This window comes from Flavobacterium soyangense (assembly GCF_015277675.1).
Lineage (GTDB): Bacteria > Bacteroidota > Bacteroidia > Flavobacteriales > Flavobacteriaceae > Flavobacterium > Flavobacterium soyangense.
This window is the reverse complement of record NZ_JADHEC010000009.1, coordinates 48,514-72,770: the sequence shown is the minus strand read 5'-3', so window position 1 is coordinate 72,770 and position 24,257 is coordinate 48,514. Positions and strand designations below refer to the sequence as shown.

General features: G+C 34.2%; 24 protein-coding genes. 13 read left to right on the top strand and 11 right to left on the bottom strand.

The window, feature by feature from the left end; all coding sequences use genetic code 11:
* Positions 1 to 12: 12 nt before the first annotated feature.
* Positions 13 to 807, top strand: coding sequence for a hypothetical protein (locus IR213_RS06025; RefSeq protein WP_194311402.1), 795 nt, complete (start codon positions 13 to 15; stop codon positions 805 to 807).
* 22 nt (positions 808 to 829) lie between these two features.
* The gene (locus IR213_RS06020) at positions 830 to 1,786 is read left to right on the top strand and encodes a GSCFA domain-containing protein (protein WP_194311401.1); all 957 of its coding nucleotides are present in this window, start codon (positions 830 to 832) and stop codon (positions 1,784 to 1,786) included.
* Positions 1,787 to 1,878: 92 nt separating this feature from the next.
* Here IR213_RS06020 and IR213_RS06015 read toward each other — a convergent pair whose 3' ends face one another.
* The 3 genes from IR213_RS06015 to IR213_RS06005 are packed head-to-tail and all read right to left on the bottom strand — an operon-like array spanning position 1,879 to position 4,621.
* Positions 1,879 to 2,424 (bottom strand): DUF4136 domain-containing protein, encoded by a 546-nt coding sequence (locus tag IR213_RS06015; RefSeq protein ID WP_194311400.1) that lies wholly within the window; start codon positions 2,422 to 2,424, stop codon positions 1,879 to 1,881.
* A gap of 10 nt (positions 2,425 to 2,434) precedes the next feature.
* A complete protein-coding gene (locus tag IR213_RS06010) occupies positions 2,435 to 4,417 on the bottom strand; it encodes a urocanate hydratase (protein ID WP_194311399.1) in 1,983 nt (660 codons plus the stop codon).
* Positions 4,418 to 4,444: 27 nt separating this feature from the next.
* Complete coding sequence (locus tag IR213_RS06005) at positions 4,445 to 4,621, bottom strand: DUF5522 domain-containing protein (protein ID WP_194311435.1); 177 nt, start codon at positions 4,619 to 4,621, stop codon at positions 4,445 to 4,447.
* Positions 4,622 to 4,841: 220 nt separating this feature from the next.
* On the opposite strand from IR213_RS06005, the gene IR213_RS06000 reads away from it, so the two are divergent.
* The 3 genes from IR213_RS06000 to hemL are packed head-to-tail and all read left to right on the top strand — an operon-like array spanning position 4,842 to position 7,904.
* Complete coding sequence (locus IR213_RS06000; protein WP_228479102.1) at positions 4,842 to 5,747, top strand: 1-aminocyclopropane-1-carboxylate deaminase/D-cysteine desulfhydrase; 906 nt, start codon at positions 4,842 to 4,844, stop codon at positions 5,745 to 5,747.
* On the top strand, positions 5,740 to 6,612 hold the full coding sequence (locus IR213_RS05995; protein WP_194311398.1) for a glucosaminidase domain-containing protein: 873 nt from the start codon (positions 5,740 to 5,742) through the stop codon (positions 6,610 to 6,612). The genes IR213_RS06000 and IR213_RS05995 overlap by 8 nt, the downstream gene beginning before the upstream one ends.
* A gap of 5 nt (positions 6,613 to 6,617) precedes the next feature.
* Complete coding sequence (hemL, locus tag IR213_RS05990; protein WP_194311397.1) at positions 6,618 to 7,904, top strand: glutamate-1-semialdehyde 2,1-aminomutase; 1,287 nt, start codon at positions 6,618 to 6,620, stop codon at positions 7,902 to 7,904.
* Between the two features lie 55 nt (positions 7,905 to 7,959).
* Here the strand turns inward: hemL and IR213_RS05985 are convergent, their stop codons facing one another.
* Positions 7,960 to 8,403 (bottom strand): hypothetical protein, encoded by a 444-nt coding sequence (locus IR213_RS05985; RefSeq protein ID WP_194311396.1) that lies wholly within the window; start codon positions 8,401 to 8,403, stop codon positions 7,960 to 7,962.
* A 189-nt stretch (positions 8,404 to 8,592) separates the two neighbouring features.
* Between IR213_RS05985 and IR213_RS05980 the strand changes: the two genes are divergently transcribed.
* From IR213_RS05980 to IR213_RS05950, 7 genes are all read left to right on the top strand, one after another.
* Positions 8,593 to 9,063 carry a c-type cytochrome gene (locus IR213_RS05980; RefSeq protein ID WP_194311395.1) on the top strand — a complete coding sequence of 157 codons (471 nt, stop codon included), beginning with the start codon at positions 8,593 to 8,595 and terminating at the stop codon, positions 9,061 to 9,063.
* A 30-nt stretch (positions 9,064 to 9,093) separates the two neighbouring features.
* Entirely contained in the window at positions 9,094 to 11,070 is a 1,977-nt protein-coding gene (gene nosZ / locus IR213_RS05975) for a Sec-dependent nitrous-oxide reductase (protein WP_194311394.1), read from the top strand.
* Positions 11,071 to 11,131: 61 nt separating this feature from the next.
* Positions 11,132 to 12,148: a nitrous oxide reductase accessory protein NosL gene (locus IR213_RS05970; RefSeq protein WP_194311393.1), complete on the top strand. Its 1,017-nt coding sequence runs from the start codon at positions 11,132 to 11,134 to the stop codon at positions 12,146 to 12,148.
* Between the two features lie 47 nt (positions 12,149 to 12,195).
* The gene (locus IR213_RS05965) at positions 12,196 to 13,434 is read left to right on the top strand and encodes a nitrous oxide reductase family maturation protein NosD (protein WP_194311392.1); all 1,239 of its coding nucleotides are present in this window, start codon (positions 12,196 to 12,198) and stop codon (positions 13,432 to 13,434) included.
* Positions 13,431 to 14,153 carry an ABC transporter ATP-binding protein gene (locus IR213_RS05960; RefSeq protein ID WP_194311391.1) on the top strand — a complete coding sequence of 241 codons (723 nt, stop codon included), beginning with the start codon at positions 13,431 to 13,433 and terminating at the stop codon, positions 14,151 to 14,153. Before IR213_RS05965 ends, IR213_RS05960 begins: the two co-directional genes overlap by 4 nt.
* A complete protein-coding gene (locus IR213_RS05955; RefSeq protein WP_194311390.1) occupies positions 14,137 to 14,904 on the top strand; it encodes an ABC transporter permease subunit in 768 nt (255 codons plus the stop codon). The genes IR213_RS05960 and IR213_RS05955 overlap by 17 nt, the downstream gene beginning before the upstream one ends.
* Before the next feature lie 38 nt (positions 14,905 to 14,942).
* A complete protein-coding gene (locus tag IR213_RS05950; protein WP_194311389.1) occupies positions 14,943 to 15,314 on the top strand; it encodes a group III truncated hemoglobin in 372 nt (123 codons plus the stop codon).
* A gap of 84 nt (positions 15,315 to 15,398) precedes the next feature.
* Here IR213_RS05950 and IR213_RS05945 read toward each other — a convergent pair whose 3' ends face one another.
* From IR213_RS05945 to nadA, 5 genes are all read right to left on the bottom strand, one after another.
* The gene (locus tag IR213_RS05945) at positions 15,399 to 15,959 is read right to left on the bottom strand and encodes a fasciclin domain-containing protein (RefSeq protein ID WP_194311388.1); all 561 of its coding nucleotides are present in this window, start codon (positions 15,957 to 15,959) and stop codon (positions 15,399 to 15,401) included.
* A gap of 66 nt (positions 15,960 to 16,025) precedes the next feature.
* Entirely contained in the window at positions 16,026 to 17,258 is a 1,233-nt protein-coding gene (locus IR213_RS05940; RefSeq protein WP_194311387.1) for a hypothetical protein, read from the bottom strand.
* On the bottom strand, positions 17,259 to 17,852 hold the full coding sequence (locus IR213_RS05935; RefSeq protein ID WP_194311386.1) for a Crp/Fnr family transcriptional regulator: 594 nt from the start codon (positions 17,850 to 17,852) through the stop codon (positions 17,259 to 17,261).
* A 294-nt stretch (positions 17,853 to 18,146) separates the two neighbouring features.
* Positions 18,147 to 19,667, bottom strand: a complete 1,521-nt coding sequence (gene nadB / locus IR213_RS05930) for an L-aspartate oxidase (protein WP_194311385.1) — start codon at positions 19,665 to 19,667, stop codon at positions 18,147 to 18,149.
* Positions 19,667 to 20,596, bottom strand: a complete 930-nt coding sequence (gene nadA / locus IR213_RS05925; protein WP_194311384.1) for a quinolinate synthase NadA — start codon at positions 20,594 to 20,596, stop codon at positions 19,667 to 19,669. Before nadA ends, nadB begins: the two co-directional genes overlap by 1 nt.
* A gap of 232 nt (positions 20,597 to 20,828) precedes the next feature.
* On the opposite strand from nadA, the gene IR213_RS05920 reads away from it, so the two are divergent.
* Complete coding sequence (locus IR213_RS05920) at positions 20,829 to 22,643, top strand: hypothetical protein (RefSeq protein WP_194311383.1); 1,815 nt, start codon at positions 20,829 to 20,831, stop codon at positions 22,641 to 22,643.
* A gap of 80 nt (positions 22,644 to 22,723) precedes the next feature.
* Here IR213_RS05920 and IR213_RS05915 read toward each other — a convergent pair whose 3' ends face one another.
* Together IR213_RS05915 and IR213_RS05910 are read right to left on the bottom strand one after the other, a co-directional pair.
* A complete protein-coding gene (locus tag IR213_RS05915; protein ID WP_194311382.1) occupies positions 22,724 to 23,776 on the bottom strand; it encodes a glycosyltransferase family 9 protein in 1,053 nt (350 codons plus the stop codon).
* A 39-nt stretch (positions 23,777 to 23,815) separates the two neighbouring features.
* Complete coding sequence (locus IR213_RS05910) at positions 23,816 to 24,247, bottom strand: RrF2 family transcriptional regulator (protein WP_194311381.1); 432 nt, start codon at positions 24,245 to 24,247, stop codon at positions 23,816 to 23,818.
* Between the last annotated feature and the right edge of the window lie 10 nt (positions 24,248 to 24,257).

Genomic DNA, 24,257 nt, shown 5'->3' with positions numbered 1-24,257 from the left:
TTATGGATCAATATGAAAAAAGCAAATATAATAATAGGATTACTATCGGTATTTTTAATAACACTTTGTTCTTGTTCAAATGAAAATGTTGATCAGGCTCAGGTTCAGTTGTTGAAAAAGATAGTTGAAGTTTCAGTTGATGGGTCTTCAAACACAACTTTGCTTACTTATAATGGAAATAAAATAGTGAATATTGATAAATTTGATAAACATTCTGAGTTTTATTATACGGGGGATTTGATTACAAAAATTGTAGTTTTAGACAAAACAAATCAACACATAAATACAGTACAATATTTATATTTAGACGGGCAATTATCAAAAATTACTTCATCTGATAATTATGTGATAAATTATATTCATAACAGCAATGGAACTGTTTCTTATGAAAAGTTAACAAAAGATTCAAATAATAATGACGTTATAATTAATCACGGAACGCTATATTTTCAAAGCGGAAATCTTATTAAAGACGACAAATTTTTAGACGATGCCGGAAAAGGAATTATAGCTGAAAACATCACAAGTTTTGAATATGATTATAAGAATAACGCATTAAGCAACATTTTGGGTTACAATAAATTGCTTGATTACTCTAAAACAATTTCCTCAAATAATGTTATAAGTAGTTCTGAAGTGTCATCGGTTAAAAACATTGTGGAAGATCAGGTTATTTCAGCTATCAAAATGAATAAGAGTAAACACCAATACGACTCGATAGGTTATCCAATAGAAATTGTTTCAGAAGACCTTGTTTTTGGAGGAAATGATTCTAAGCATTTAAGGTCAATTTTATTCTATAATTGATTATTTTTGAAAAAAATAATCAATGCAATTCAGGACACAAATTCCGATTTCTAAATCTCAAAATTCAATAGATTACAATTCTAAAATTGTTTCTTTTGGTTCTTGTTTTGCTGAAAATATAGCTGAGAAGTTGGATTATTTCAAGTTCCAAAATACGTGCAATCCATTTGGAATCATTTTCAATCCAGTCTCAATTGAAAAAATCATACGCAAAGCAGTAAACCAAGAATTATTCACGGAAAAAGACATTTTTTTTCATAATGAGTGTTGGTATTGTTTTAATGTGCATTCCGATTTGAGCAATACAAATAAAGATGATTTTTTGAATAATTTAAATCAATTACTGCAGTCTACAAAGCAGCAATTGCAAGAAGCTTCATATATCATTATCACTTATGGAACGTCTTGGGTGTATAGAAATTTAGAAAGCAATAGTATTGTTGCCAATTGCCATAAAGTGCCTCAAAGGGAATTTAAAAAAGAAATCTTATCGGTTGAGATTATTGAGAATTCGATTAAAAGCACCATCAGTTTAATTCAAAAAGTGAATCCAAAAGTCAATATTATTTTCACAGTTTCGCCAGTGCGTCATCTCAAGGATGGTTTTGTGGAAAATCAAGTAAGTAAGGCAAATTTAATCACTGCTATTTATAAACAGTTGCAAACTGATCACTGTAAACTGAACACTGAATACTTTCCTTCCTACGAAATTATGATGGATGAACTTCGGGATTATCGTTTTTATGCCGATGATATGTTGCATCCCAGCAAAGTAGCGGTAAATTATATTTGGGAACGATTTTCAGAAACTACTATTTCTGAAGAATGTCATTCGATTATGAACGAAGTCGAAACGATTCAAAAAAGATTGGCTCATAGACCTTTTAATCCAAATTCAGAAAGTCATAAAAAATTTCTTGATAATTTGAGTCAAAAAATTAATGCTTTAGCAATAAAATTCTCTCATATAGAATTTTAAAAGTAGTAATAAACTTCAACAAAAATTAAACCATAAAAAAAACCATAACATTGCTGTTACGGCTCTATTTTTATAAATTTATTGCGGCCTAGTTATTTTTTTGTCGGCGGATATTGCGCTAAAATTTTTGATACAAATTCGTTTATTAATGCTTCTTTTTTAGAGCGATCTTGTGCCAAATAGCCCACGCCTTCACCTTCCCAAACCAATTCATTTTTCTTGGCGTCAATTAAATCAATGTATAAAGTTCCTTCTGTCGAAGTACTTACATAAGGATGTCCTCCCCAATAATAGGGACTCCAGCCGAAACCCCAACCATATCCCCAGCCGTAACCCCAGCCAGCATAATATTGATTTACATCTATTTGTTGTCTTTCTTGGGTAAAAATATTTATCAGCAAATCAGGAGTGTCACTTTTAGTCATTCCTTTTTTGCTAAGTTCAACATCAATAGCATTTAAAATTCGTTTCTTGTCCATTTCTGAAATTTGGACTTTTTCAATTCCTTTTTTATGAAAAGCATATGTTTTGTATTGGCTAAAATCGATGCTTTTTTCATAATCAGAATACACATTTACTGAGCTGCAAGAACTCAATACTAAAAAAAGGAGAATTACAATGGGTTTAATCGCTTTCATTTTATTAGATTTAAATTTTAAACAAATCATCATTTACCAAATTAGGTAGTGTAACTTTCAATAAGGGCTGAACCTCCATCGCTCTTTTTATGGCAAAAATTGCTCCTTCATTTCTGGCCCAACTTCTTCTGGAAATACCATTGTTCACATCCCAGAAAAGCATTGATTCTATGCGCTTTGAGGCTTTCTTTGAACCATCAAGAACCATACCAAATCCACCATTTATTACTTCGCCCCAACCAACTCCTCCGCCGTTGTGAATGGATACCCAGGTTGCGCCACGAAAACTGTCTCCTATCACGTTTTGTATTGCCATATCGGCAGTAAAACGGGAGCCATCATAGATGTTTGAAGTTTCTCTATAAGGAGAATCCGTACCCGAAACATCGTGATGATCGCGACCTAAAACTACAGTCCCAATCTCGCCTTTGGCAATTGCCTGATTAAAAGCTTCGGCAATTTTCATTCTTCCTTCGGCATCAGCATAGAGGATTCTGGCTTGTGAACCAACGACTAATTTATTTTCTTGAGCTCCTTTTATCCAATGGATGTTATCCTGCATTTGTTGTTGAATTTCGTCTGGAGATTTTTTTTTCATTTCTTCCAAAACTTCACAAGCTATGGTGTCCGTTTTTTGTAAATCTTTCGGTTTGCCTGAGGCACAAACCCAACGGAAAGGCCCAAATCCATAATCAAAACACATTGGACCCATAATATCCTGTACATAACTTGGATATCTGAAATCGATTCCGTTTTCGGCCATAATATCAGCGCCAGCACGCGAAGCTTCCAGCAAAAATGCATTTCCGTAATCAAAGAAATAAGTTCCTTTTGCAGTATGTTTATTGATGGCATTAGTATGGCGACGAAGCGTTTCTTGTACTTTTTCCTTGAATAAATCAGGATTATTGGCCATCATTTCGTTAGCTTCTTCAAAAGAAATATCTGCAGGATAATAGCCTCCAGCCCAAGGATTGTGCAGTGAAGTTTGGTCTGAACCCAAATCAATATAAATATTTTCCTGATCGAATTTTTCCCAAACATCCACAACATTTCCCAGATAAGCGATTGAAACAATTTCTTTTTTGTCTTTCGCCAAAGCGACTCTTTTTACTAGTTCATCTATGTCTTTAATTACTTCGTTTATCCAACCCTGACTGTGTCGAATATGTGTAATTTTTGGATTTACTTCGGCACAAACCGTGATGCAACCAGCAATGTTTCCGGCTTTTGGTTGAGCTCCACTCATTCCTCCAAGCCCTGAAGTGACAAATAATCCACCTTTGGGACTGGTTTTTATTTTCCGGAAACCATTTAAAACGGTGATTGTGGTTCCGTGCACAATCCCTTGCGGGCCTATATACATATAGCTTCCAGCGGTCATTTGGCCATATTGGGAAACTCCAAGTGCATTCATTTTTTCCCAATCGTCAGGTTTAGAATAATTAGGAATAACCATTCCGTTTGTCACGACAACCCGCGGTGCTTCTTTGTGTGAAGGAAATAATCCCATAGGGTGACCCGAATAAATCGTGAGAGTTTGCTCCTCTGTCATTTGTGACAAATATTGCATCGTCAATAGATATTGAGCCCAGTTCTGGAAAACGGCTCCATTGCCACCATAAGTAATCAGCTCCTGAGGATGTTGTGCCACCGCATAATCGAGATTGTTCTGAATCATAAGCATTATCGCTTTTGCCTGCTCACATTTTCCGGGATATTCAGCAATAGGTCTGGCAAACATTTTATAATCAGGACGAAAACGGTACATATAAATGCGACCATATTTTTTTAATTCTTCGGCAAATTCCTGAATTAATTCCGCATGATGTTGTGGCTCAAAATACCGAAGCGCATTGCGAAGCGCCAGTTTTTTTTCCTCTGTCGAAAGAATTTCTTTTCGTTTTGGAGCATGATTGATGCTGGCTTCAAACGGTTTTGGATGTGGCAATATAGCTGGAATTCCTTCTTGAATTTGTTCTTTGAAAGTCATTTTAATTTTTTTTTGGTTTCAAATATTTCATTTTCTGATTTCGCCTGTTCTTTTATCGAAGCCATATGGACAATGGCGACAGCCATTTTTACAGCAATAACCTTTTTTTAGATGGTATTTTTCGGTAAAGCATTTATAGCCTTCGGGCGTAAAATAAAAATCTTCTCCCTCAATTAATTTATTTTCATTACTTTGTTCGTTCATAGCTACAAATTTATAGACTTTAAAGCGAATGTTTCTAATTGTAACCAAATATTTAATTCCAAAAGGATATCGTGGACTAGCTACATTTCCGTTTGTGAAATATTCATTAAAAAAAACTATCATAAAAAACTAAAATGCTTAACGCATACAAAACGGTAGTTAACAACAGTGAATAATACAATCATTTTGTATTGTATATTTGTGCTAAATTCTATTTGTTTTGCAAGAAATACTGACTCAAAAAATAAAATCATCCAATGATGGTTTCTCCATCTGCATAAGGCGTGAAGATCTCATTCATCCGTTTATTTCAGGAAATAAGTTTCGAAAGCTAAAATACAATCTCATTCAAGCAAAAAAAGAAAATCAGAAAACCTTGATCACTTTTGGCGGAGCATTTTCAAACCATATTGCTGCACTTGCTTATTCGGGAAAAGAGCAAGGTTTCAAAACCATCGGAATTATTCGTGGTGATGAATTGGAAAGTAAAATCAATGAAAATCCCACTTTAAAATTTGCTCAGGAATGCGGAATGCAATTCAAATTTGTCACTCGGGAAGACTATCGCCGCAAAACAGAACCAGAGTTTATTGAAAACTTAACACAGGAATTTGGCAATTTTTACCTTATTCCTGAAGGAGGAACCAATGAATTTGCTGTCAAAGGATGCGAAGAAATTCTAAGTGAGGAAGATGCTGAATTTGATTTTATATGCTGTGCCGTTGGAACTGGCGGAACAATTAGCGGAATTATAAACAGTATTTTACCACATCAAAAAGTTTTGGGATTTCCTGCCTTGAAAGGTGATTTTTTAAATGAGGAAATTCGTAAATTTGCCCGAAAGGAGAACTGGGAATTAATAACTGATTATCATTTTGGCGGATATGGGAAAGTTAATCCTGAATTAATCGCTTTTATCAATCAGTTTTATGCAGAAAACAGTATTCCTTTGGATCCAATTTATACGGCAAAGATGGTTTTTGGCCTTATGGATTTAATAAAAAAGAATTATTTTCCGGAGAACTCAAAAATATTAATCATTCACACCGGAGGAATTCAGGGAATTGCGGGAATGAATTTGAAACTGAAAGCAAAAAAATCACCAATAATAAATTTCAATGATTAGAAAAAGTGTATTCTTACTATTGGTTCTGTTTTTCGTAAGTTGTAATACGAATAAATCGGTTATTCAAACCACCAGAAAAGGTTCAAAGCCTTATGCCTCGGTGGTGAAAACCGTTAGAAAACCAGTCGTAAAAGAACCTGTTGAAAATAAATCGACTGCAAAACCAGACCAAAATTACAATCAAAATACTGTAATTCTTGAAGCTACAACTCGAGTAAAAGTCACTAACGAAATGATTTTGGCTTATATCGAAACTTATAAAGAGGTAGCACAGTCAAATATGGGAAAGTACGGCATTCCGGCAAGTATTATTTTGGGGCAGGCAATCTTGGAATCTGGTGCAGGAACCGGACCTTTAAGCGTTCAGGCCAACAACCATTTTGGCATAAAATGTCATAAAGATTGGTTGGGACAAACTATAAAATATGACGACGATTCCATTGATGAATGTTTTAGGAAATATTACAATGCTCCTGATTCCTTTCGGGATCACGCTCTTTTTTTAAGGTCAGGAGTGCGATATTCAAAACTTTTTAATCTAAATAAAACAGATTATAAGGCTTGGGCCAAAGGATTAAAAGATGCCGGTTATGCAACAGATCCACAATATCCAACCAAGTTAATTGGATTAATTGAAAAGTTTCAATTGTATAAATATGATATTGGAAACTTAGGTAAAATTCAAGAAACAGAAACAGAAATAACCAAAATCCCTACAGAAACGGAGCGGTATGTCGTTGTAAAAGGAGATACTTTATACTCTATTTCTAAAAAATATAATATTCCTATCGAAGATTTAAAGAAGCAAAACAATCTTTTTGACAATGCAATTTCGATAGGTCAACCAATACTAATAATAAAATAAAAAATATGTTGTATCAACGAAGCAGTCAGCTTTTTGCTGAAGCAGAAAAAGTAATTCCCGGAGGCGTAAATTCACCAGTTCGTGCTTTCAAAGCCGTTGGTGGAACTCCAATTTTCGTTAAAAGTGCCAAAGGAGCTTATCTATTTGACGAAGACGGAAATAAATTAATAGATTATATCAATTCTTGGGGTCCCATGATTTTGGGTCACGCTTTTCAACCCGTAGTTGATGCCGTAATCGAGAAAGCCAAACTAGGAACCTCTTTCGGAATGCCAACCGAATTAGAAACTCAAATCGCAGCTTTGGCAGTTTCTATGGTTCCAAATATTGATAAAATCAGATTCGTAAACTCAGGAACCGAAGCTTGTATGAGTGCAATTCGTTTGGCTCGCGGTTTTACCCAAAAAGACAAAATAATCAAATTTGCCGGTTGTTATCACGGTCATTCTGATTCCTTTTTGATTCAAGCAGGAAGTGGAGCCGTTACCTTTGGAACCCCCAATAGTCCCGGAGTCACTGCGGGAACAGCGAAGGATACTTTGTTGGCAAGATATAATGATTTGGAAAATGTGGCAACATTAATCGAAGCCAATAAAAACGAAATTGCCGCCATAATTGTAGAACCTGTTGCAGGAAATATGGGTTGTATTCCTCCAAATAAAGGTTTTCTGGAAGGCTTGCGCCAATTGTGTACAGACAACAATATTCTCCTGATTTTTGATGAAGTTATGACAGGATTTAGACTCACAAGAGGTGGAGTTCAGGAATTATTCAACATCAAAGCAGATATTGTTTGTTTCGGAAAAGTAATTGGTGGTGGTTTGCCTGTAGGTGCATTTGCAGCAAGAAACGAAATAATGAATTATTTAGCACCACTTGGACCTGTTTATCAAGCAGGAACTTTATCAGGAAATCCATTAGCAATGGCGGCTGGATTAGCAATGTTGCAGGCATTGGATAATGACAGAGCTATTTTCAAAAGATTGGAAGAAAAAACAGCTTACTTGGCTGCTGGAATCGACAAAGTTTTAAAAGCAAATAATGTAGATTTTACAATCAATCGTATTGGATCTATGGTTTCGGTGCATTTTGGAGTCGAGCCGGTTGTAGATTTTCAAAGTGCCGCAAAGGGTGATAATGACACCTTTAAAAAATTCTTCCACGGATTATTGAAGGAAGGAATTTACATCGCACCATCGGCTTATGAAACCTGGTTTATCACCGATGCCCTTTCATACGAAGACCTGGATTTCACGATTCGTGCCATCGATAAGGTTACAAAAACAGTTTAAAAATATAATTTTATTCTATAAAAAAACTTCCGGTATTAACCGGAAGTTTTTATTTTTACTCTCTTTTTCTTTCTTCTCTTTTTTCATGATTTCGTTCATGAAATTTATCTCTCATGCTTTTCCAATCTTTAAATTGTTCTGGCGACAATATGCTTTTCATTTTATTTTGTATTGCAATTTGATTATCTAGCATTTTATTTTTCATTGCAAATTGTTCGTCTGCAGTTGGTTTTTCATTGTCTTGTTTCATTGCCATATGTTCCGCTTTCACAGCGTCTCGTTTAGCACTTTGTTCGGCAATGATTTGTTTAACTTGTTCTTGTTGTTTCGCATTCAGGTCAAGTTCTAATGTCATTTTTTTTAACATTAACTGGTTTCGTTGTTCTGGAGACATTTTTTCCATTCCATCTCTGTCTGCTCTGTTTCCTATTTCTTTTCCATCTTGAGCAAAAGCAGTAAATCCAATAACAAGTAAGGCGGCAATAATTAATTTTTTCATCTTTATAATTTTTTAGTTATGGCAATAGGACTAAAATCAATTTCAAAGGTTTAATTGACAATGAAAATTCACTGTTAATTTTTAAATAAATTCAATGCTATTAAAAAAACTTTTATGCATATGATTTCAATCATAATTAAACGGTTAAACTATTCAGAAATTTGTGAAAGAAATTTAAAAACTAATTTTATGTATAAATTATCATTATTTATTGTTGCGCTGGCAATGTTTACTTCCTGTGGAAAAAAGGAAAAGGCCACTGAAGACTTTTCAACTGGAGCAGGAACTGAAAAAACTACAGACGTGTCTTCTTATGATCCAAACAGGGGTATCGGAAAATTTACGACCGTAGAGTTAGGAGATAAGTTAGATGTTACTATGGCAGCTGAAGGAGAGAAAATACAGGCTGTTAAATGTTCTGCTTGTCACAAGTTGACAGATGAAAAATTAGTAGGTCCAGGTTGGAAAGGCGTTACGTCTAAACATAAACCAGAATGGATTATGAACTTCATTACAAATCCAGACCCAATGATTGACAAAGACCCTAAGGTTCAGGCAATGTTGGAAATTTGTTTGGTTCGTATGCCAAATCAATCACTTAATGATGCTGACGCAAGAAATCTTCTTGAGTTTATGCGTAAAAATGACGGAGTAAAATAAAATCACAGACAAATTATTAACTGAAATAGTATGAAAAATCAATTTTTGAAAGTGTTTTTTGCCATTATTATGGCAGTCGCATTTTTTAGTTCATGTAAGCCTAAAAACTCAGGAGATTTAGTTAGTGGGGATGCAGCAAAAAAGGTGTATGTAGCTCCAGGAAAATATGATGAGTTTTATAACTTCGTATCTGGAGGTTTTAGCGGTCAACTGAGTATTTATGGTTTGCCAAGTGGCAGATTATTTAAAGTAATTCCTGTTTTTTCTCAAGATCCAGAAAATGGATGGGGTTATAGCGAAGAAACCAAACCGATGTTGAATACTTCCCACGGGTTTGTGCCTTGGGATGATGCGCATCATCCTGAACTTTCACAAACTAACGGAGAAGTTGATGGTAGATGGTGTTTTATTAATGGAAACAACACACCCCGTGTAGCACGTATAAATTTAAAAACTTTTAAAACCACCGAAATTCTTGAATTACCCAACAGTGCTGGTAATCACTCTTCACCTTATGTTACTGAAAATTCAGAATATCTAGTGGCCGGGACTCGTTTTAGCGTTCCGGGCGATTATGAAAATGGTGATATCCCTATCAATACCTATAAACAAAATTTCAAAACTCACATAAGTTTTGTAAAAGCAGATAAAGAAGGTGAAATGGATATTGCTTTCCAATTACGTTTGCCAGGTGTAGATTTTGACAAAGCTCATGGCGGAAAAGGACCATCAAATGGTTGGTTTTTCTTTTCATGTTATAATACGGAACAAGCCAACACTTTACTTGAGGTAAATGCTTCTCAAAAAGACAAAGATTTCATTATGGCGGTAAACTGGAAAAAAGCCGAAGAATATATCAAAGCTGGAAAAGGTAAAAAAGAAAAAGTTAGATATGCTCACAACATCTGGGATGAAAAAACGCATACGGGAAAATCTGAAATCAAAACAGAAGTTTTGGTTCTTGATGTCAAAAATTTAAAAGACATTTGTTATATGATGCCTTGTCCAAAATCTCCTCATGGTTGTGATGTTGATCCAACAGGAGAATATATTGTCGGTTCTGGAAAATTAGCGGCTGTAATCCCAGTATTTAGTTTTGGAAAATTGCAAAAAGCGATCGCTGCAAAACAATTTGATGGAGAGTATGAAGGCATTCCTGTACTTAAATATGAAGCAGTGCTTCATGGTGAGGTTAAAAAACCAGGTCTTGGGCCATTGCACACAGAATTTGACGGAAAAGGGAATGCTTATACAAGTATGTTTGTTTCCTCCGAAGTAGTGAAATGGGATATCAAAACGTTAGCAATATTAGATAGGGTTCCAACTTATTACTCTGTGGGTCACTTAATGATTCCTGGCGGCGACACAAGAAAACCTTTCGGAAAATATATGGTGGCTTATAATAAAATCACCAAAGACAGATATTTACCAACAGGTCCAGAATTAACCCAAAGTGCACAACTTTACGATATTACTGGAGATAAAATGCAATTAATTCTTGATTTCCCAACCATTGGAGAACCGCATTATGCCCAGGCTGCTCCAGCTGATTTGATTCGAAATAATGGTCAGTTGAAATTCTATAAAATAGAAGACAATCAACATCCTTTTGTTACCAAAGGGGAAAAAGAATCAAAAGTGGTTCGTAAAGGAAATAGAGTTGATGTTTATATGACTTGCGTTCGTTCACACTTTTCTCCTGATAATATTGAAGGAATTAAAGTAGGTGACGAAGTATATTTCCACGTTACAAATCTTGAACAAGACTGGGATGTTCCTCACGGATTTGCCATAAAAGGGGCCAATAATTCAGAACTATTAATTATGCCTGGAGAAACAGCTACCTTAAAATGGTTACCAACAGAAGTGAGAATCTCACCTTTCTATTGCACTGACTTTTGTAGTGCATTGCACCAGGAAATGCAAGGATATTTGAGAGTGTCACCAGCAGGAAGCAGTGTTCCGTTGACTTTCAGTTTGGGTACAAATATGCCGACTGTTAAATAAATAGTTTCTTTTATAAAAGGGGAACAAAGTATCTTTGTTCCCCTTTTTTATACTTAACATTATGAATACTTCAAAAATAGCCGTATTTTCAAAAGTGCTTCTTCTGATTGTAAGTGCCTTATTATTGTACTCTCTATTGTTTCCAATGTGGAGAATAGAATTGACAGCACCTCAATATCCAGAAGGATTGGTGTTGCAATTGCACGCTAATAAAATTGGCGGAGATGTCGATATTATTAATGGTTTGAATCATTACATAGGGATGAAAACATTGCATACCGAAGATTTTATGGAATTTAAATTCTTACCCTGTATACTTGGTTTCTTCGGATTGTTTGCTTTGGCAATGGTTTTCGTAGCTAAAAGAAAAGGAGTCATTATACTTTTCACTTCTTTTGTGCTTTTCGGGGTTTTAGCAGGGGTAGATTTTTATAGATGGAATTATGAATATGGGCACAATCTCAATCCAAATGCGGCCATTGTAGTGCCTGGAATGGCTTATCAACCACCGTTGATTGGATACAAACAACTGCTCAATTTTGGGGCCTATTCAATTCCAGATATTGGTGGATGGATGATGATTACGGCAGGGGTTCTGCTTTTTGTTATTATAGTTAAAGAAACTCGTTTTTCACGAATATTTAGAAAACAAAATATTCAACCGACATTGTTTTTACTGTTGTCATTTTTTATTTTTTCATGTTCAAATAAAGAAGTAGTTCCCCTTAAATTAAACGTGGATAATTGCGATTTTTGTAAGATGAGCATCGCCGAGGGAAAGTATGGAGCTGAAGTAATTACAAAGAAGGGAAGGGTTTATAAGTTTGACGACATTATGTGTATGGTCAATTATTGCAAAGAAAATGCTGATACAAAAATAGAGGTCTATTATGTAAATGATTTTGCACAAGAGAATAATTTAATTCCAGCCGAAACCGCATTTTTCCTTTCAGGCGGAGCTATTCAAAGTCCGATGCATGGTGGAGTTGTTGCCTTTTCATCTGAAAAAGGATCCAAAGAATTTGAATCTAAATTAAACGCAAAACCAATCACTTGGAATGCAATTATATCAAGATAATCTTTGACAAAGTTTTAAACTTTACCAAAGATATATTTAAACAAAAAATGAAAAAAAACCTCTTTCTCTTTTTTCTCTTTCTGCTTTTTTCTTCATTTCTTCACGCTAAAGTGATTGAAGTTGGAGCGAATAAACCCATGAAATCAATCAAAAAAGCAATCGCTCTTGCTAAAATTGATGATACAGTTTTAGTTTATAATGGAGTTTACAAAGAGGGAAATATCGTTATTGATAAAAAAATTATTTTCATCGGTAAAGATTACCCTGTTTTAGACGGACAAAAAAAATATGAAGTATTATCAGTTAAGGCAGATGGCGTTATTGTTAAGAGTTTTAAAGTTATAAATTCAGGATACGGTACGCTTGATGATCCTTGTGGAATTAAAGTGTATAATAGGAAGAATGTTATTATTCAAGACAATATTCTCGATAATAATTTCTTCGGGATTTATATTCAAAACGGGACAAAATGCATTGTAAAAAATAATAAGATTAAGGCTTATGGCAAGCAGGAACAGCTAATAGGCAACGGAATTCATTGCTGGAAAAGTGACAGTATTCAAATTTTGGCTAATACCATTTCAGGGCATCGTGATGGAATTTATTTCGAATTTGTAACTAATTCAATGGTCAGGAGAAATATATCTATACATAATAGTCGTTACGGATTGCATTTTATGTTTTCAAATGACGATGCTTATATATCAAATGTTTTTAAAAACAATGGTGCCGGAGTTGCTGTAATGTATACACATCGGGTAAAAATGTATAATAACTATTTTTTAGAAAACTGGGGCGATTCGGCCTATGGACTTTTGTTAAAAGAAATTACGGATAGTAACATTATTGGAAATCATTTTAACGAAAACACTTCAGGAATTCATATGGAAGGAATAACGAGAACACGCATTGAAAAAAATGTTTTTAAGGCTAACGGTTGGGGGATGAATATTCAGGCGAGTTGTATGGACAACGTTATCAAAAACAATAACTTCGTGGGTAATACTTTCGACATCAGCACAAACGGAAGTCTGGTGCTAAACACTTTCAACAGTAATTATTGGGACAAATATGAAGGATATGATTTAAACAAAGACGGAGTGGGTGATGTCCCTTATCGTCCTTTGAGTTTGTTTGCCGTTCTCACCGAAAGGAATCCTTCGACAATGTTGCTTTTCAGAAGTTTCATGATCACGCTATTAGACAAGTCCGAGAAAATTTTGCCAAGCATTACCCCAGATAATTTTATTGACAAAACCCCATTAATGCATTCAATGTCTCTATGATAGAAATAAAAAACATATACAAGAAATTCGGAAAATTAGAAGTGCTGAAGGATATAAATCTTTCCTTTAAAAATGGAGAATGTATTGCGCTAATAGGTCCTAATGGTTGCGGAAAAACGACTTTGATAAAAAGTGTTTTGGGGATGGTAATTCCTAGCAAAGGCGATATTTTAGTTGACCAAAAATCGATACTTAAAAAATATAAATATCGTGAACAAATAGGATATATGCCGCAAATAGGGCGTTATCCAGATTATATGACTGTGGGTCAAATCATAGAAATGATTAAAAAGATTCGAAATTCAGATCAGGAATTAGATGAAGATTTAATTAATGCTTTCGAACTCGAAAAAATATTTGACAAACAAATGCGAACACTTTCTGGCGGAACAACCCAGAAAGTAAGTGCCATATTAGCATTCCTTTTCAATCCTGATGTGTTGATTTTAGACGAGCCAACAGCAGGTTTAGATCCATTGGCATCTGAAATATTAAAAGAAAAAATAATCAAAGAGCGGGAAAAAGGAAAACTAATTTTGATTACTTCCCATCTTTTGAGTGAACTGGACGATATGATTAGCCAGATTATTTTTATGCAAGACGGCAAAGTCCATTTTCATAAAACAATTGCCGACTTATTGGAATCAACAAACGAACAAAAAATATCTAAGGCAATTGCCAAAATTTTAAAAAGTGAAAGCAATGAACAGAATCATTAAAATCATATTCCTCGATATTTTAAAAAACAAAATTGTATTGGCTTACACCTTAATTTTAGCCCTACTTTCCTGGAGTTCTTTTGGATTGGAAGACAATAGTGCCAAAGGATTGCTCACAATATTGAACGTGATTTTATTCACAGTTCCGTTAGTTTCAATTCTTTTTGCTACGATTTATTTATACAATTCTTCGGAATTTATTGAGCTATTGTTAAGCCAGCCCATAAAAAGAAAGAAGATTTGGTTGAGTTTATTCCTCGGATTATCGCTATCCATGGTTGCTGCTTTTTTTATTGGTACAGGAATTCCGTTATTAATCAATGCTCCGGATAGCGTTGGAATAATGATGATAGTTGTGGGTTGTCTTATTTCGGTGATTTTTGTGGCTTTGGCGTTTTTGGGCTCCATTCTTACCAGAGATAAAGCAAAAGGAATCGGGATTGCCATAATGATTTGGCTGTATTTCGCCCTGCTTTTTGATGGAATGGTTTTGTTTTTATTGTTTCAATTATCAGATTACCCTATAGAAAAAGCGATGGTTGCCGTTACGGCCTTAAGTCCAATGGATTTAGCCCGAATCCAAATTTTGCTACAGCTTGATGTTTCGGCAATGATGGGTTACACAGGTGCAATTTTTAAAGATTTTTTTGGAACTTCATTAGGATTAATTATGTCATTTATGTTATTGTGTTTGTGGGTAGTTATTCCGTTTTATATTTCGCTTAAAAAATTTAAAAACAAAGATTTATAATAAACTTTCTAAACATCTAAACATCTAAACTCTTGGATATGAAAACAGACATTAAAAACAGGGTAGATATAGAAAAATTGGCAAATGTTTTTTATGGCAAAATAAAAACCGATGCAGAAATCAGTTATTTTTTTAACGATGTAGCCAAAGTGAAATGGGAAGATCATTTACCCAAAATGCACGATTTTTTTGAAAACATTTTGTTCTCTTCTGGAAATTATGAAGGAAATCCTATGGTTACACACGAAGAGCTACATAAAAAAAGCCCCGTAAACCAAAGCCATTTCAACAGATGGAACATTTTGTTTGACGAAACTGTCGATGAATTATTTGCCGGTGTAAAAGCCGAAGAGATAAAGCGAAGAGCCGCCAATATTTCGGCAGCAATGATGCATAAAAACTTAAGGTAAGAAATTATTCAACAAATTAAAAAAGCGTGAGTTATAGCAACTCACGCTTTTTTGTTTAACCTATGTTAAGATGAATTAATAATTTTATTTTGGAGGAAGTAACACATCGCCAATTACGTGAATTATCCCATTTGATGTTGCTATTGTAGCTAGAATTTCGGATCCGTTTACAAAAGTTTTGTCTCCTTTTTTGGTGATTTTAACCTTTCCTCCGTAAACCATATCATATTCTTGCCCATCTTGCATATATTCGATTTTTAAGTTGCCTACATAAGTATGATAGCCTAAAATGTTTTCCAAATCAGGTTTTTTCTCTGGTTTTAATAGACCTTCAACCGTTCCGGCTGGCAATTTGTAAAAAGCAGCATTTGTCGGAGCAAAAACGGTAAATGGGCCAGCATTGCTTAAAGAATTAACTAATCCAGCCGCTTTTACTGCGGCAACAAGAGTTGTGTGGTCTTTGCTTGCAGAAGCCACTTGAACAATGTTGGGGTTTGAAACATCATCTTTGACACCTTCTTGCACAACATTCAAATTTACACCATTGTCAGATGATGCATTTTCCTTAGTAGATTCGTTGGTGTTTTTGCAAGAGGCAATGACTAAAAAACCTACAAGTAACAACAGTTGAAATGTTTTTTTCATAATTAATATACTTTAGTTTTACAGAACAAAGCACTTAATTTTTGAACCTTTATTTTATGAGTATAATCATAAAGGAGGTTTATTTTTAACTTTTTTTATAGAAAAATAGGTGGTTAATCCCATTCCAAGCAATAAAATGATTGCAACAACAAAAAGCATAGTATTTACAAATGGAATTATGATGTAGCTAAGTGAAGCAATTCCTTGAACTGCCAATACAATTTCGTTTAATAAAACACCAATAGAAAACAACAATACTCCATATTTTATCCTCTTGGAAATTATGAATAAATGGTTTGCATAAATATAAAACAATAGAAACAGGGTAATTATTGCCAGAAAAACCAAGTGCAAATAAGCAACGACGATGGGTCTGAATCCAAAAGCCAGTTGGCTAATAAATGGAACTGTTGAACCCAATTGAAGCAGTAATTTTACGCTCAAGGCAAAACTTACAAACAACAAAATGTATCTAAACAAAGGGGAATAATCTTCCAATAAATTTCTTCTTTCCTTGAATATAACTAAAAGAAATTTAAACCAGGTAAAAACCTGTATTAGTGCAGCAAGCACAGTAATTACATACAACCAAATGGGTAAATCCAGCCAAAGTATTGATAAAAGATAAGCGGGAACACAAGACAATGCAAAGAGCTTATACGTGGTTTCATAAAATGGATGTTCCGATTTCCGCAGGTTTAAGAAACCAAAAATTAAACCCATACAGGCAAAGAAAAACCAACCATTATATTGAAAATGCAGATAATAATATATCGAAGACAAGTATAAATCTTCAACAAATTTTTTGGACACCATCATATAAGCCAGATAAAATGTGCCAAATGATGACATAATATTGAAAAATATAGCAGCTTTAAACCAGCTTTTCGACAATAGATCATCGTCCAATAATTTTAAATCTTGGACAAATTGATAACCAAAAACACAGAATACCATTATGGATGCCGTCGAAAAGGCTATCGAAAAAAAGCCATAGCCTTGAATGAAAAAGAAAACAAGCATTCCGTAGGCGCAGATTAAGTTGGCGACAATTATTTTTTTGTATTTGCTTCCTTGAAAATCGACTATTTTGGACTCAAGATAATACACCATCAAGACCATTAAAGTATGAGTTATCCAGCCAACAAAAGCAAAATGGGAGTGGGAATGCTGAAGGTATTTTTGTTCGAAATGAGGGAATTCGAAGCCAATTTTGTAACGCATCAAAACGCCAAGAGATGCAACGATACATAGATTTAAAAGGGAAAGTTTTAACCAAAATTTTATCTTCAATTGCATCTAATAATATATTTTGTGATTTATGATTTCAATTTTTTGGCAGGCATTCATTTTAGTAAAAGCGCGAATGACAGTTTCGACCCTCAAGCCCGTAAAATCGGCAATTTCCTGTCTGGTAAAAGGAATCAGAATTTTGTTTTCAGGGTGCTCTGATTTTTTCTTGAATGAATTTAGAAAGGAAATGATTCTATATTCGGGTTTTTGATTAATAATTTCTTTTGAAGTCTTTGCTTTAGAATGAATTTTATAAGCGAATAAATACAAGAAATATTTTTGAATAGAAGGATATTCATCAATAATTTTCAGAAATTTATCCTTTGATAGTTTTATTATGATACTGTCTTGAGTAGTGATTGCCTTTGATGGGTAAGTTTCATCAATTAGCAACGGGGGTTCGCCAAAACCATCTCCGCTATAAAAAAGACCTTGGGTAAACTCCTTCCCTTCCTCATTTGAATTATACATTCTGACACTCCCTTCCAGAATTTGATAATAAAAGTTGGCCACTTCATCTTCATTAAAGATTACTTCGCATTTTTTGTATTTTTTAGCAACGGCTCCCCAGGAATAGAGTAAATCTAGATCTATTTGCATAATTTATTTCGAATAATTTATGTATTTTTTTGCAATAAATGGGCAAAATACACATGATGGCCACAAATTTAATTTTTATAAAGTTAAATAAATTATGACTAAAATCATAAAAACCTAGAATTTGATAGAATAATAAGAAACTATTACAATTTATATTCTTTATTTTGAGGTGATGTTTAGATAAAAGGCAGCATCGATTTAAAAGAATTTTCTTTTAAATTTCGTATCGGATTGGGATACCATTCCAAAAGAAGTAAGGAATTTATTTTAGAATGTGAGATTGGATTAAGGCAATTAAATTTTCACAAAACCACCACGATTTTCATTTCGGTCAATGGATTGTTGAACAATTAAGGTTCCAATGGTAATCAAATTTTGCAATTCACACAATTCAGCATTAATTTGGTGACTTTTTATTTTTTCTTCAATTTCATTTTTCCAAAGAGTAAGTTTCTCTTTGGCTTTAAGCAAATCAGCATCATTACGGACAATTCCGGCATTTTGACGCATCAAAAGTTGTAATTCTGCTTTTCTTTTGGCAACAAAATATTGATTTATTGATGGTTTTTCAACTAGTTTCCAGTCAGAAACTGTGTGATCGAATTGGCTTTTATCAAAAGAAGTATTAGCCAAATAGTTATAGATTTTATCCGAATAAACTAACGCTTCCAATAAAGAATTTGAAGCCAATCTGTTGGCGCCGTGCAAGCCAGTTCGAGAACATTCGCCGCAGGCAAACAGATTTTCTATGGAAGTTTTGCCGGTTTTGTCCACTACGATTCCTCCGCAAAGATAATGTTGAGCCGGAACTACGGGAATCCAATCTTTTGCCAAGTCTATTCCAAGGCTCTTGCAACGCTCATAAATCATAGGAAAATGTTTTTTAAAAGCATCCATGTCCAAATGAGTACAATCGAGATACACACATTCATCACCAGACTTTTTAAGTTCCAAGTCAATGCTTTGCGAAACAATATCTCGCGAAGCCAAGTCGCCTCTGGAATCATAATCGGGCATAAAACGATGACCGTTTTTCGTACGCAAATAAGCACCAAAACCACGAACGGCTTCAGATATTAAAAAGGAAGTTCCAGTTTTGGCATCATATAAAGCGGTGGGGTGAAATTGAATAAATTCCATTTCTTTGATGATAGCATTTGCTCGGAAAGCCATAGCAATTCCGTCACCGGTAGCAATTACTGGATTTGTGGTATGGCCATAAAGATGACCAATTCCGCCAGTGGCAAGCAAAGTAAAATCTGATTTGAAAGTGAGAATTTCGTTTGTTTTTTCATCCAAAACATAAGCTCCAAAACATCGATTATTTTCCGTGATTAAATCAATGGCTAAATGGTAATCTAAAACGCTGATGTTTTCTTTTTTGTGTACTTGGGATAAAATGGCACGTTGAATTTCCTGACCCGTTTGGTCTTTATGATGAACGACCCTGTTTTCTGAATGACCTCCTTCTTTGCCTAAATCTAAGGTTCCTTCAACATTTTTGTCAAATTTTGCTCCCCATTCGATCAATTCTTTTAGACGTTTTGGACCTTCGGTGATAACCATTTCCACCACAGATCTATCACACAATCCATCACCACAAATTAGCGTGTCTTCAATATGTTTTTGATAGGAGTCTTCTTCTTTGTCAGTGACAATGGCAATACCGCCTTGAGCATATTTGGTATTGGATTCATCCGCATTAGCCTTGGTTACAATCGTGATTTTTTTATCTGGAAATCGCTCTGCTATTTTTAGGGCAAAGGTTAATCCTGCAACTCCGGAACCTATAATTAAGTAATTTGTTTGGATCATTATTTTGATAATTCAAGCATTCTTTCAATAGGAATCAATGCTTTTTTCATAATATCTGCCGGGACAGTAATTTCTGGGCTTTCATTAAGCAAACAGTCGTACACTTTTTGTAAAGTGTTCATTTTCATATATGGACATTCGCTGCAGGCACAAGTGTTGTCTTCTTCAGCAGGTGCCGGAATTAATATTTTATCAGGAACTTCCTGTTGCATTTTATGAAGAATTCCTGCTTCAGTAGCAACAATAAATTTTTTGCTTGGATCTGTTTTTACAAACTCAATCATTCCTGCTGTTGAACCTATGTAAGCTGCGGTTTTTAGAATATGGGTCTCAGATTCGGGATGTGCAATGATTTTTGCATCTGGATTTTCTTTGTATAGCTCAATCAATTTATCCAATGAAAAAGCTTCATGAACGACACAAGAACCATCCCAAAGCAACATGTCGCGTCCTGTTTTATGGATGATGTATTTTCCTAGATTTTTATCCGGAGCAAAAATAATCGGGGTTTCTTTTGGAATTGACTCTACTATTTTTACGGCATTGGATGAAGTACAAACAATATCAGTCAAGGCCTTCACTTCGGCAGAACAATTCACATAAGTAATAACAACGTGACCTGGATGTTCATCAATAAATTTCTTGAAGGAATCTGCTGGACAGGATTCAGCTAGGGAACAACCAGCATTCAAATCAGGAAGAATTACTTTTTTTGTTGGGTTTAATATTTTTGCTGTTTCAGCCATAAAATGCACCCCTGCAAAAAGGATAATATCGGCATCCACTTTCATTGCTTCCTGCGATAATCCTAAACTATCACCTACATAATCTGCTATATCCTGAATATCGGCTTCCTGATAATAATGGGCTAAAATAACCGCATTTTTCTCTTTTTTCAATTCCAATATTCGTTCTTTAAGACTTTTCATTCCTCAATTAATTTAATTTTTTAAATTTAAAAATTATTTTTCACAAAGATACACTTATTTAAAAAACAATAAACTCAAAAAATATTGTGTTTTTTCTGCTCACTTATAAGATTAAACACATTGTTGCCCTAAAATATTATTAAACTCCCAGAACATATGACAATTATCAGGTTTTATATTAATGGCTTTCTCGATATTTGCGATTAATACTTTTAACAAATTATTTTATTGCATGACAACAAATAAACAGTTACATACTTTTCACATACCGGTTATGGGATTGGCTTTCACGATTGATAGTCCTATTAGAGTGGCAAAGTACGGAATTTCATCAGTAATTTCTATTGCCGATGATGAACTCATTGAAAAAATGAGAGCTTTTTACAGCGAAAAATTTGATGTTCCTTATCAAGAAATTACCCAAAAAATACACGATTATCGTGCAGAACGAATTACCTCTTATTTGAATTTGGTCGATAAAATCGTTAAAGAAAAATTCGAAAGTTTCAAAACTGAATTGTCCGAAAGCAAACAAGCATTGGAAAATTTTATTGCAATGTTGCCTAACAAATCCGAAATTAAAAAAGGATTGGAACACCTGATGGAAGATGGAATTGCTTTCAAGGAAAATATCAAACATTACCTTGAAGCTAATCTTTCTCCAGGTGATATCGACGTGAATATTATGACTAAACTCGATAAAGACAATTTCGATAAAAACGAACAATTACCAGTTGAGTTTAATGACGCACACGCAGCTCTTCGCGGGTTTGCCAATAGTGATTTAACTTCTTCAGTAGTGCTTTCTGCAGGGATGAATCCAAGATTATTTGCTTATTTCGAAAATTTCTCCTCTTTCTTTCCAGATTTAAATGACAATTTGAAAAAGAAAATCATCCTGAAAGTAAGTGATTTCCGTTCGGCAATGATACAAGGAAATTTCTTGGCCAAAAAAGGACTTTGGGTTTCTGAATACAGAATTGAATCAGGACTGAATTGTGGTGGACATGCTTTTGCAACCGATGGTTATTTATTGGGTCCAATTTTAGAAGAATTCAAACATAAAAAAGACCAGTTAATACAATCCGCACACGATTTGATGGTAAAGGCCTTAGGGCAAAAGGAAATGCATATTCCTTCAACACCATTGGATTTAAAAATTACGGTTCAAGGTGGCGTGGGAACTGCTGAGGAGCATGATTTTTTAATCGACCATTACAATATGGATTCTGTAGGTTGGGGAACGCCATTTTTATTGGTTCCGGAAGCTACTTCAGTTGATGCAGCCACAAGAGAATTGTTGATTAATGCCAAAGAAGAAGATTTATATTTGAGCCATATTTCACCTTTGGGAGTGCCATTCAATACCTTGAGGGGGACGACAAACGAAATGTTTAAACAAAAGCGTATTGATGACAATAAAGCAGGAAGTTCTTGTCCGAAAAAGTTTTTGGCTTTAAGCAAAGAATTTGGCAACGAAGGAATTTGTACGTCTTCGAAGAAATATCAAGATGTAAAATTGGATGAATTAGAAGCCGTAAAAGACACAATATCAATAGAAACTTTTGAAAAAATGAAGTTTGACATTACTGAAAAAGCCTGTCTTTGTGTAGGTCTTGCTAATGCTTCCTATTTAGAAAATAATATTAAAATTTCGGGGCAATCACAGGGCGTGATTATTTGTCCGGGTCCAAATATGGCTTATTTTGACAAGGAAGTTTCGCTTTCTGATATGGTTCAGCACATTTACGGGAACGCAACTGTGATGACAGACGTCTATCGCCCAAATTTATTTATCAAGGAATTGAAAATGTATATTGATTATTTGAAAAATGAAATCGGTTCAGTTTCAAATGAAGTCACTGCTTCACAGATAAAGAAATTGAAAGCCTTTAAAAGCAATTTATTAGAAGGGATTAATTTTTACCAAAATTTTTTTACAACCACAAATTATTTTGAAAAAAGCATCAACGAGATTCAAAAACAACTGGACTATTATTTAATGGAATTAAGTGGAGTGGAAGTGCCAGAATTACTGGTGGCTTAAGAATATTTTTATAGTAAAATGCTCGCTTAATTTTTAGGCGGGCTTTTTTGTTGATTTTAATGATGGTTTCGAAAGCGATATTAAGCAGGAATAATAGTGCTGTTGATTATTTTGATGCAATCATCAGTGTCACTAATGTTGGTGTTTATTGCCACACTATTGTTGTCATAGGGCTGGTATTTATTTATATCAGTGATTGAAAATAGTCCAACAGTGGTCGTTTTTACAGAACTTGCCAAATGCATAATTCCGCTGTCAGCACCAATAAATAGTTCTGTATTTGCAATTAATGAACCTATTTGACGGATATCCTTGCTGTAAAAAGTAGGTGCTTTAAATGCTATTTGAGAAACATTTTCAACCGGTAAAACTTCAATAATATTGTAATTTGAGTATTCCTTTTTTAATCGGCCATAAAAATTTTCCCACCACGATTCTGAATAACATTTTTCGCCTGTTGCAAACGTAAAGATGCAAATCGTCTTTTTGTCATTATTGACAATGTCTTTTAATAATTTTTTTCCTTCGGCAATTTCTGCAGAACTTAATTTGAGATTTAAAGAAGGGATTGGATTCTCGTTTTTTTCTATGCCTAATTGCGTTAAATAACTTCTAAAGTTATAAGTAGGATATTTTGCAATGTGTTCATAGTCTTTATGTTTCAAAGCATTGTCATCAACAGAATCACCAAAAAATTTGTATTTTGAATAGGTAAACTGAGTAGCCAGTTTTCCCGATGATGAGTTTTTATCCACATTAATTACAATGTCATAGTGCTGTTTTCTTATTTTTGTCCAGACTTGAAAATAGTTTATTAAAGTTTTAAAGGGCTTTTTAGGCAGTTCAAAGACGAGATTAATATTTTTATAATTTTCAAAAACAATTGGAGCTAGAGTTCCTTTTACAAATAAGTCAATTTTGCATTCCGGAAAAGTTTTTGTCACTTCTTCAATCAATGGTGTAATCAATAATAAATTGCCTAATCTTTGATTAGGTCTACAAATTAAAATTCTTTTAATTTTGGCTTTATCAATAATACCCGTATTCTGATTTAGTTGTGAATTGCCAATATTTTTAGTAATTAAATGAGTTAAACTTCGTCTAAATTCATTTATTTTTTTTGATATTTTCATGGTCGAAATATAGGTATTTATTTGGAATTTTTTTAGGAATTATTTCAAAAAAGAATCTCCTAATTTGATGCCCAAAGCGAGTTCTTCGAGATTGGTATTAACGAGCAAAGTGACTATTTCGCTTCTTATTTCCTTGAATTTTTCATGAACAGAACAATGGTGAATTTCGGAACATTTTCCTAATCCCAAGCCACAACAAATGAAAATCGAATCGCCATCAATGGCAGTTACAATTTGCGAAAGCTTGATTCCGCTCATAATTTCTTTTGGAATTTCAAAACCGCCGCCTATTCCCTTAACGGAATGGACGAGATTATTTTTGGCCAAAATCTGGAGAATCTTGGCGGTAAAAGACTTTGGAGAATTTATTTTTTCGGCAATTTCTTTTATAGTAACCCTTTTGTTTTGATGGGATTGTGTTGCTATAAAAATAGAAGCACGAATGGCATATTCACAGGTTTTTGAAAACATTTTTTTTGTA

Coding starts and splice junctions, on each gene's coding strand:
- IR213_RS06025 (WP_194311402.1), top strand. CDS start 13: ATGAAAAAAGCAAATATAATAATAGGATTACTATCGGTATTTTTAATA.
- IR213_RS06020 (WP_194311401.1), top strand. CDS start 830: ATGCAATTCAGGACACAAATTCCGATTTCTAAATCTCAAAATTCAATA.
- IR213_RS06015 (WP_194311400.1), bottom strand. CDS start 2,424: ATGAAAGCGATTAAACCCATTGTAATTCTCCTTTTTTTAGTATTGAGT.
- IR213_RS06010 (WP_194311399.1), bottom strand. CDS start 4,417: ATGACTTTCAAAGAACAAATTCAAGAAGGAATTCCAGCTATATTGCCA.
- IR213_RS06005 (WP_194311435.1), bottom strand. CDS start 4,621: ATGAACGAACAAAGTAATGAAAATAAATTAATTGAGGGAGAAGATTTT.
- IR213_RS05995 (WP_194311398.1), top strand. CDS start 5,740: ATGATTAGAAAAAGTGTATTCTTACTATTGGTTCTGTTTTTCGTAAGT.
- hemL (WP_194311397.1), top strand. CDS start 6,618: ATGTTGTATCAACGAAGCAGTCAGCTTTTTGCTGAAGCAGAAAAAGTA.
- IR213_RS05985 (WP_194311396.1), bottom strand. CDS start 8,403: ATGAAAAAATTAATTATTGCCGCCTTACTTGTTATTGGATTTACTGCT.
- IR213_RS05980 (WP_194311395.1), top strand. CDS start 8,593: ATGTATAAATTATCATTATTTATTGTTGCGCTGGCAATGTTTACTTCC.
- nosZ (WP_194311394.1), top strand. CDS start 9,094: ATGAAAAATCAATTTTTGAAAGTGTTTTTTGCCATTATTATGGCAGTC.
- IR213_RS05970 (WP_194311393.1), top strand. CDS start 11,132: ATGAATACTTCAAAAATAGCCGTATTTTCAAAAGTGCTTCTTCTGATT.
- IR213_RS05965 (WP_194311392.1), top strand. CDS start 12,196: ATGAAAAAAAACCTCTTTCTCTTTTTTCTCTTTCTGCTTTTTTCTTCA.
- IR213_RS05960 (WP_194311391.1), top strand. CDS start 13,431: ATGATAGAAATAAAAAACATATACAAGAAATTCGGAAAATTAGAAGTG.
- IR213_RS05955 (WP_194311390.1), top strand. CDS start 14,137: ATGAACAGAATCATTAAAATCATATTCCTCGATATTTTAAAAAACAAA.
- IR213_RS05950 (WP_194311389.1), top strand. CDS start 14,943: ATGAAAACAGACATTAAAAACAGGGTAGATATAGAAAAATTGGCAAAT.
- IR213_RS05945 (WP_194311388.1), bottom strand. CDS start 15,959: ATGAAAAAAACATTTCAACTGTTGTTACTTGTAGGTTTTTTAGTCATT.
- IR213_RS05940 (WP_194311387.1), bottom strand. CDS start 17,258: ATGCAATTGAAGATAAAATTTTGGTTAAAACTTTCCCTTTTAAATCTA.
- IR213_RS05935 (WP_194311386.1), bottom strand. CDS start 17,852: ATGCAAATAGATCTAGATTTACTCTATTCCTGGGGAGCCGTTGCTAAA.
- nadB (WP_194311385.1), bottom strand. CDS start 19,667: ATGATCCAAACAAATTACTTAATTATAGGTTCCGGAGTTGCAGGATTA.
- nadA (WP_194311384.1), bottom strand. CDS start 20,596: ATGAAAAGTCTTAAAGAACGAATATTGGAATTGAAAAAAGAGAAAAAT.
- IR213_RS05920 (WP_194311383.1), top strand. CDS start 20,829: ATGACAACAAATAAACAGTTACATACTTTTCACATACCGGTTATGGGA.
- IR213_RS05915 (WP_194311382.1), bottom strand. CDS start 23,776: ATGAAAATATCAAAAAAAATAAATGAATTTAGACGAAGTTTAACTCAT.
- IR213_RS05910 (WP_194311381.1), bottom strand. CDS start 24,247: ATGTTTTCAAAAACCTGTGAATATGCCATTCGTGCTTCTATTTTTATA.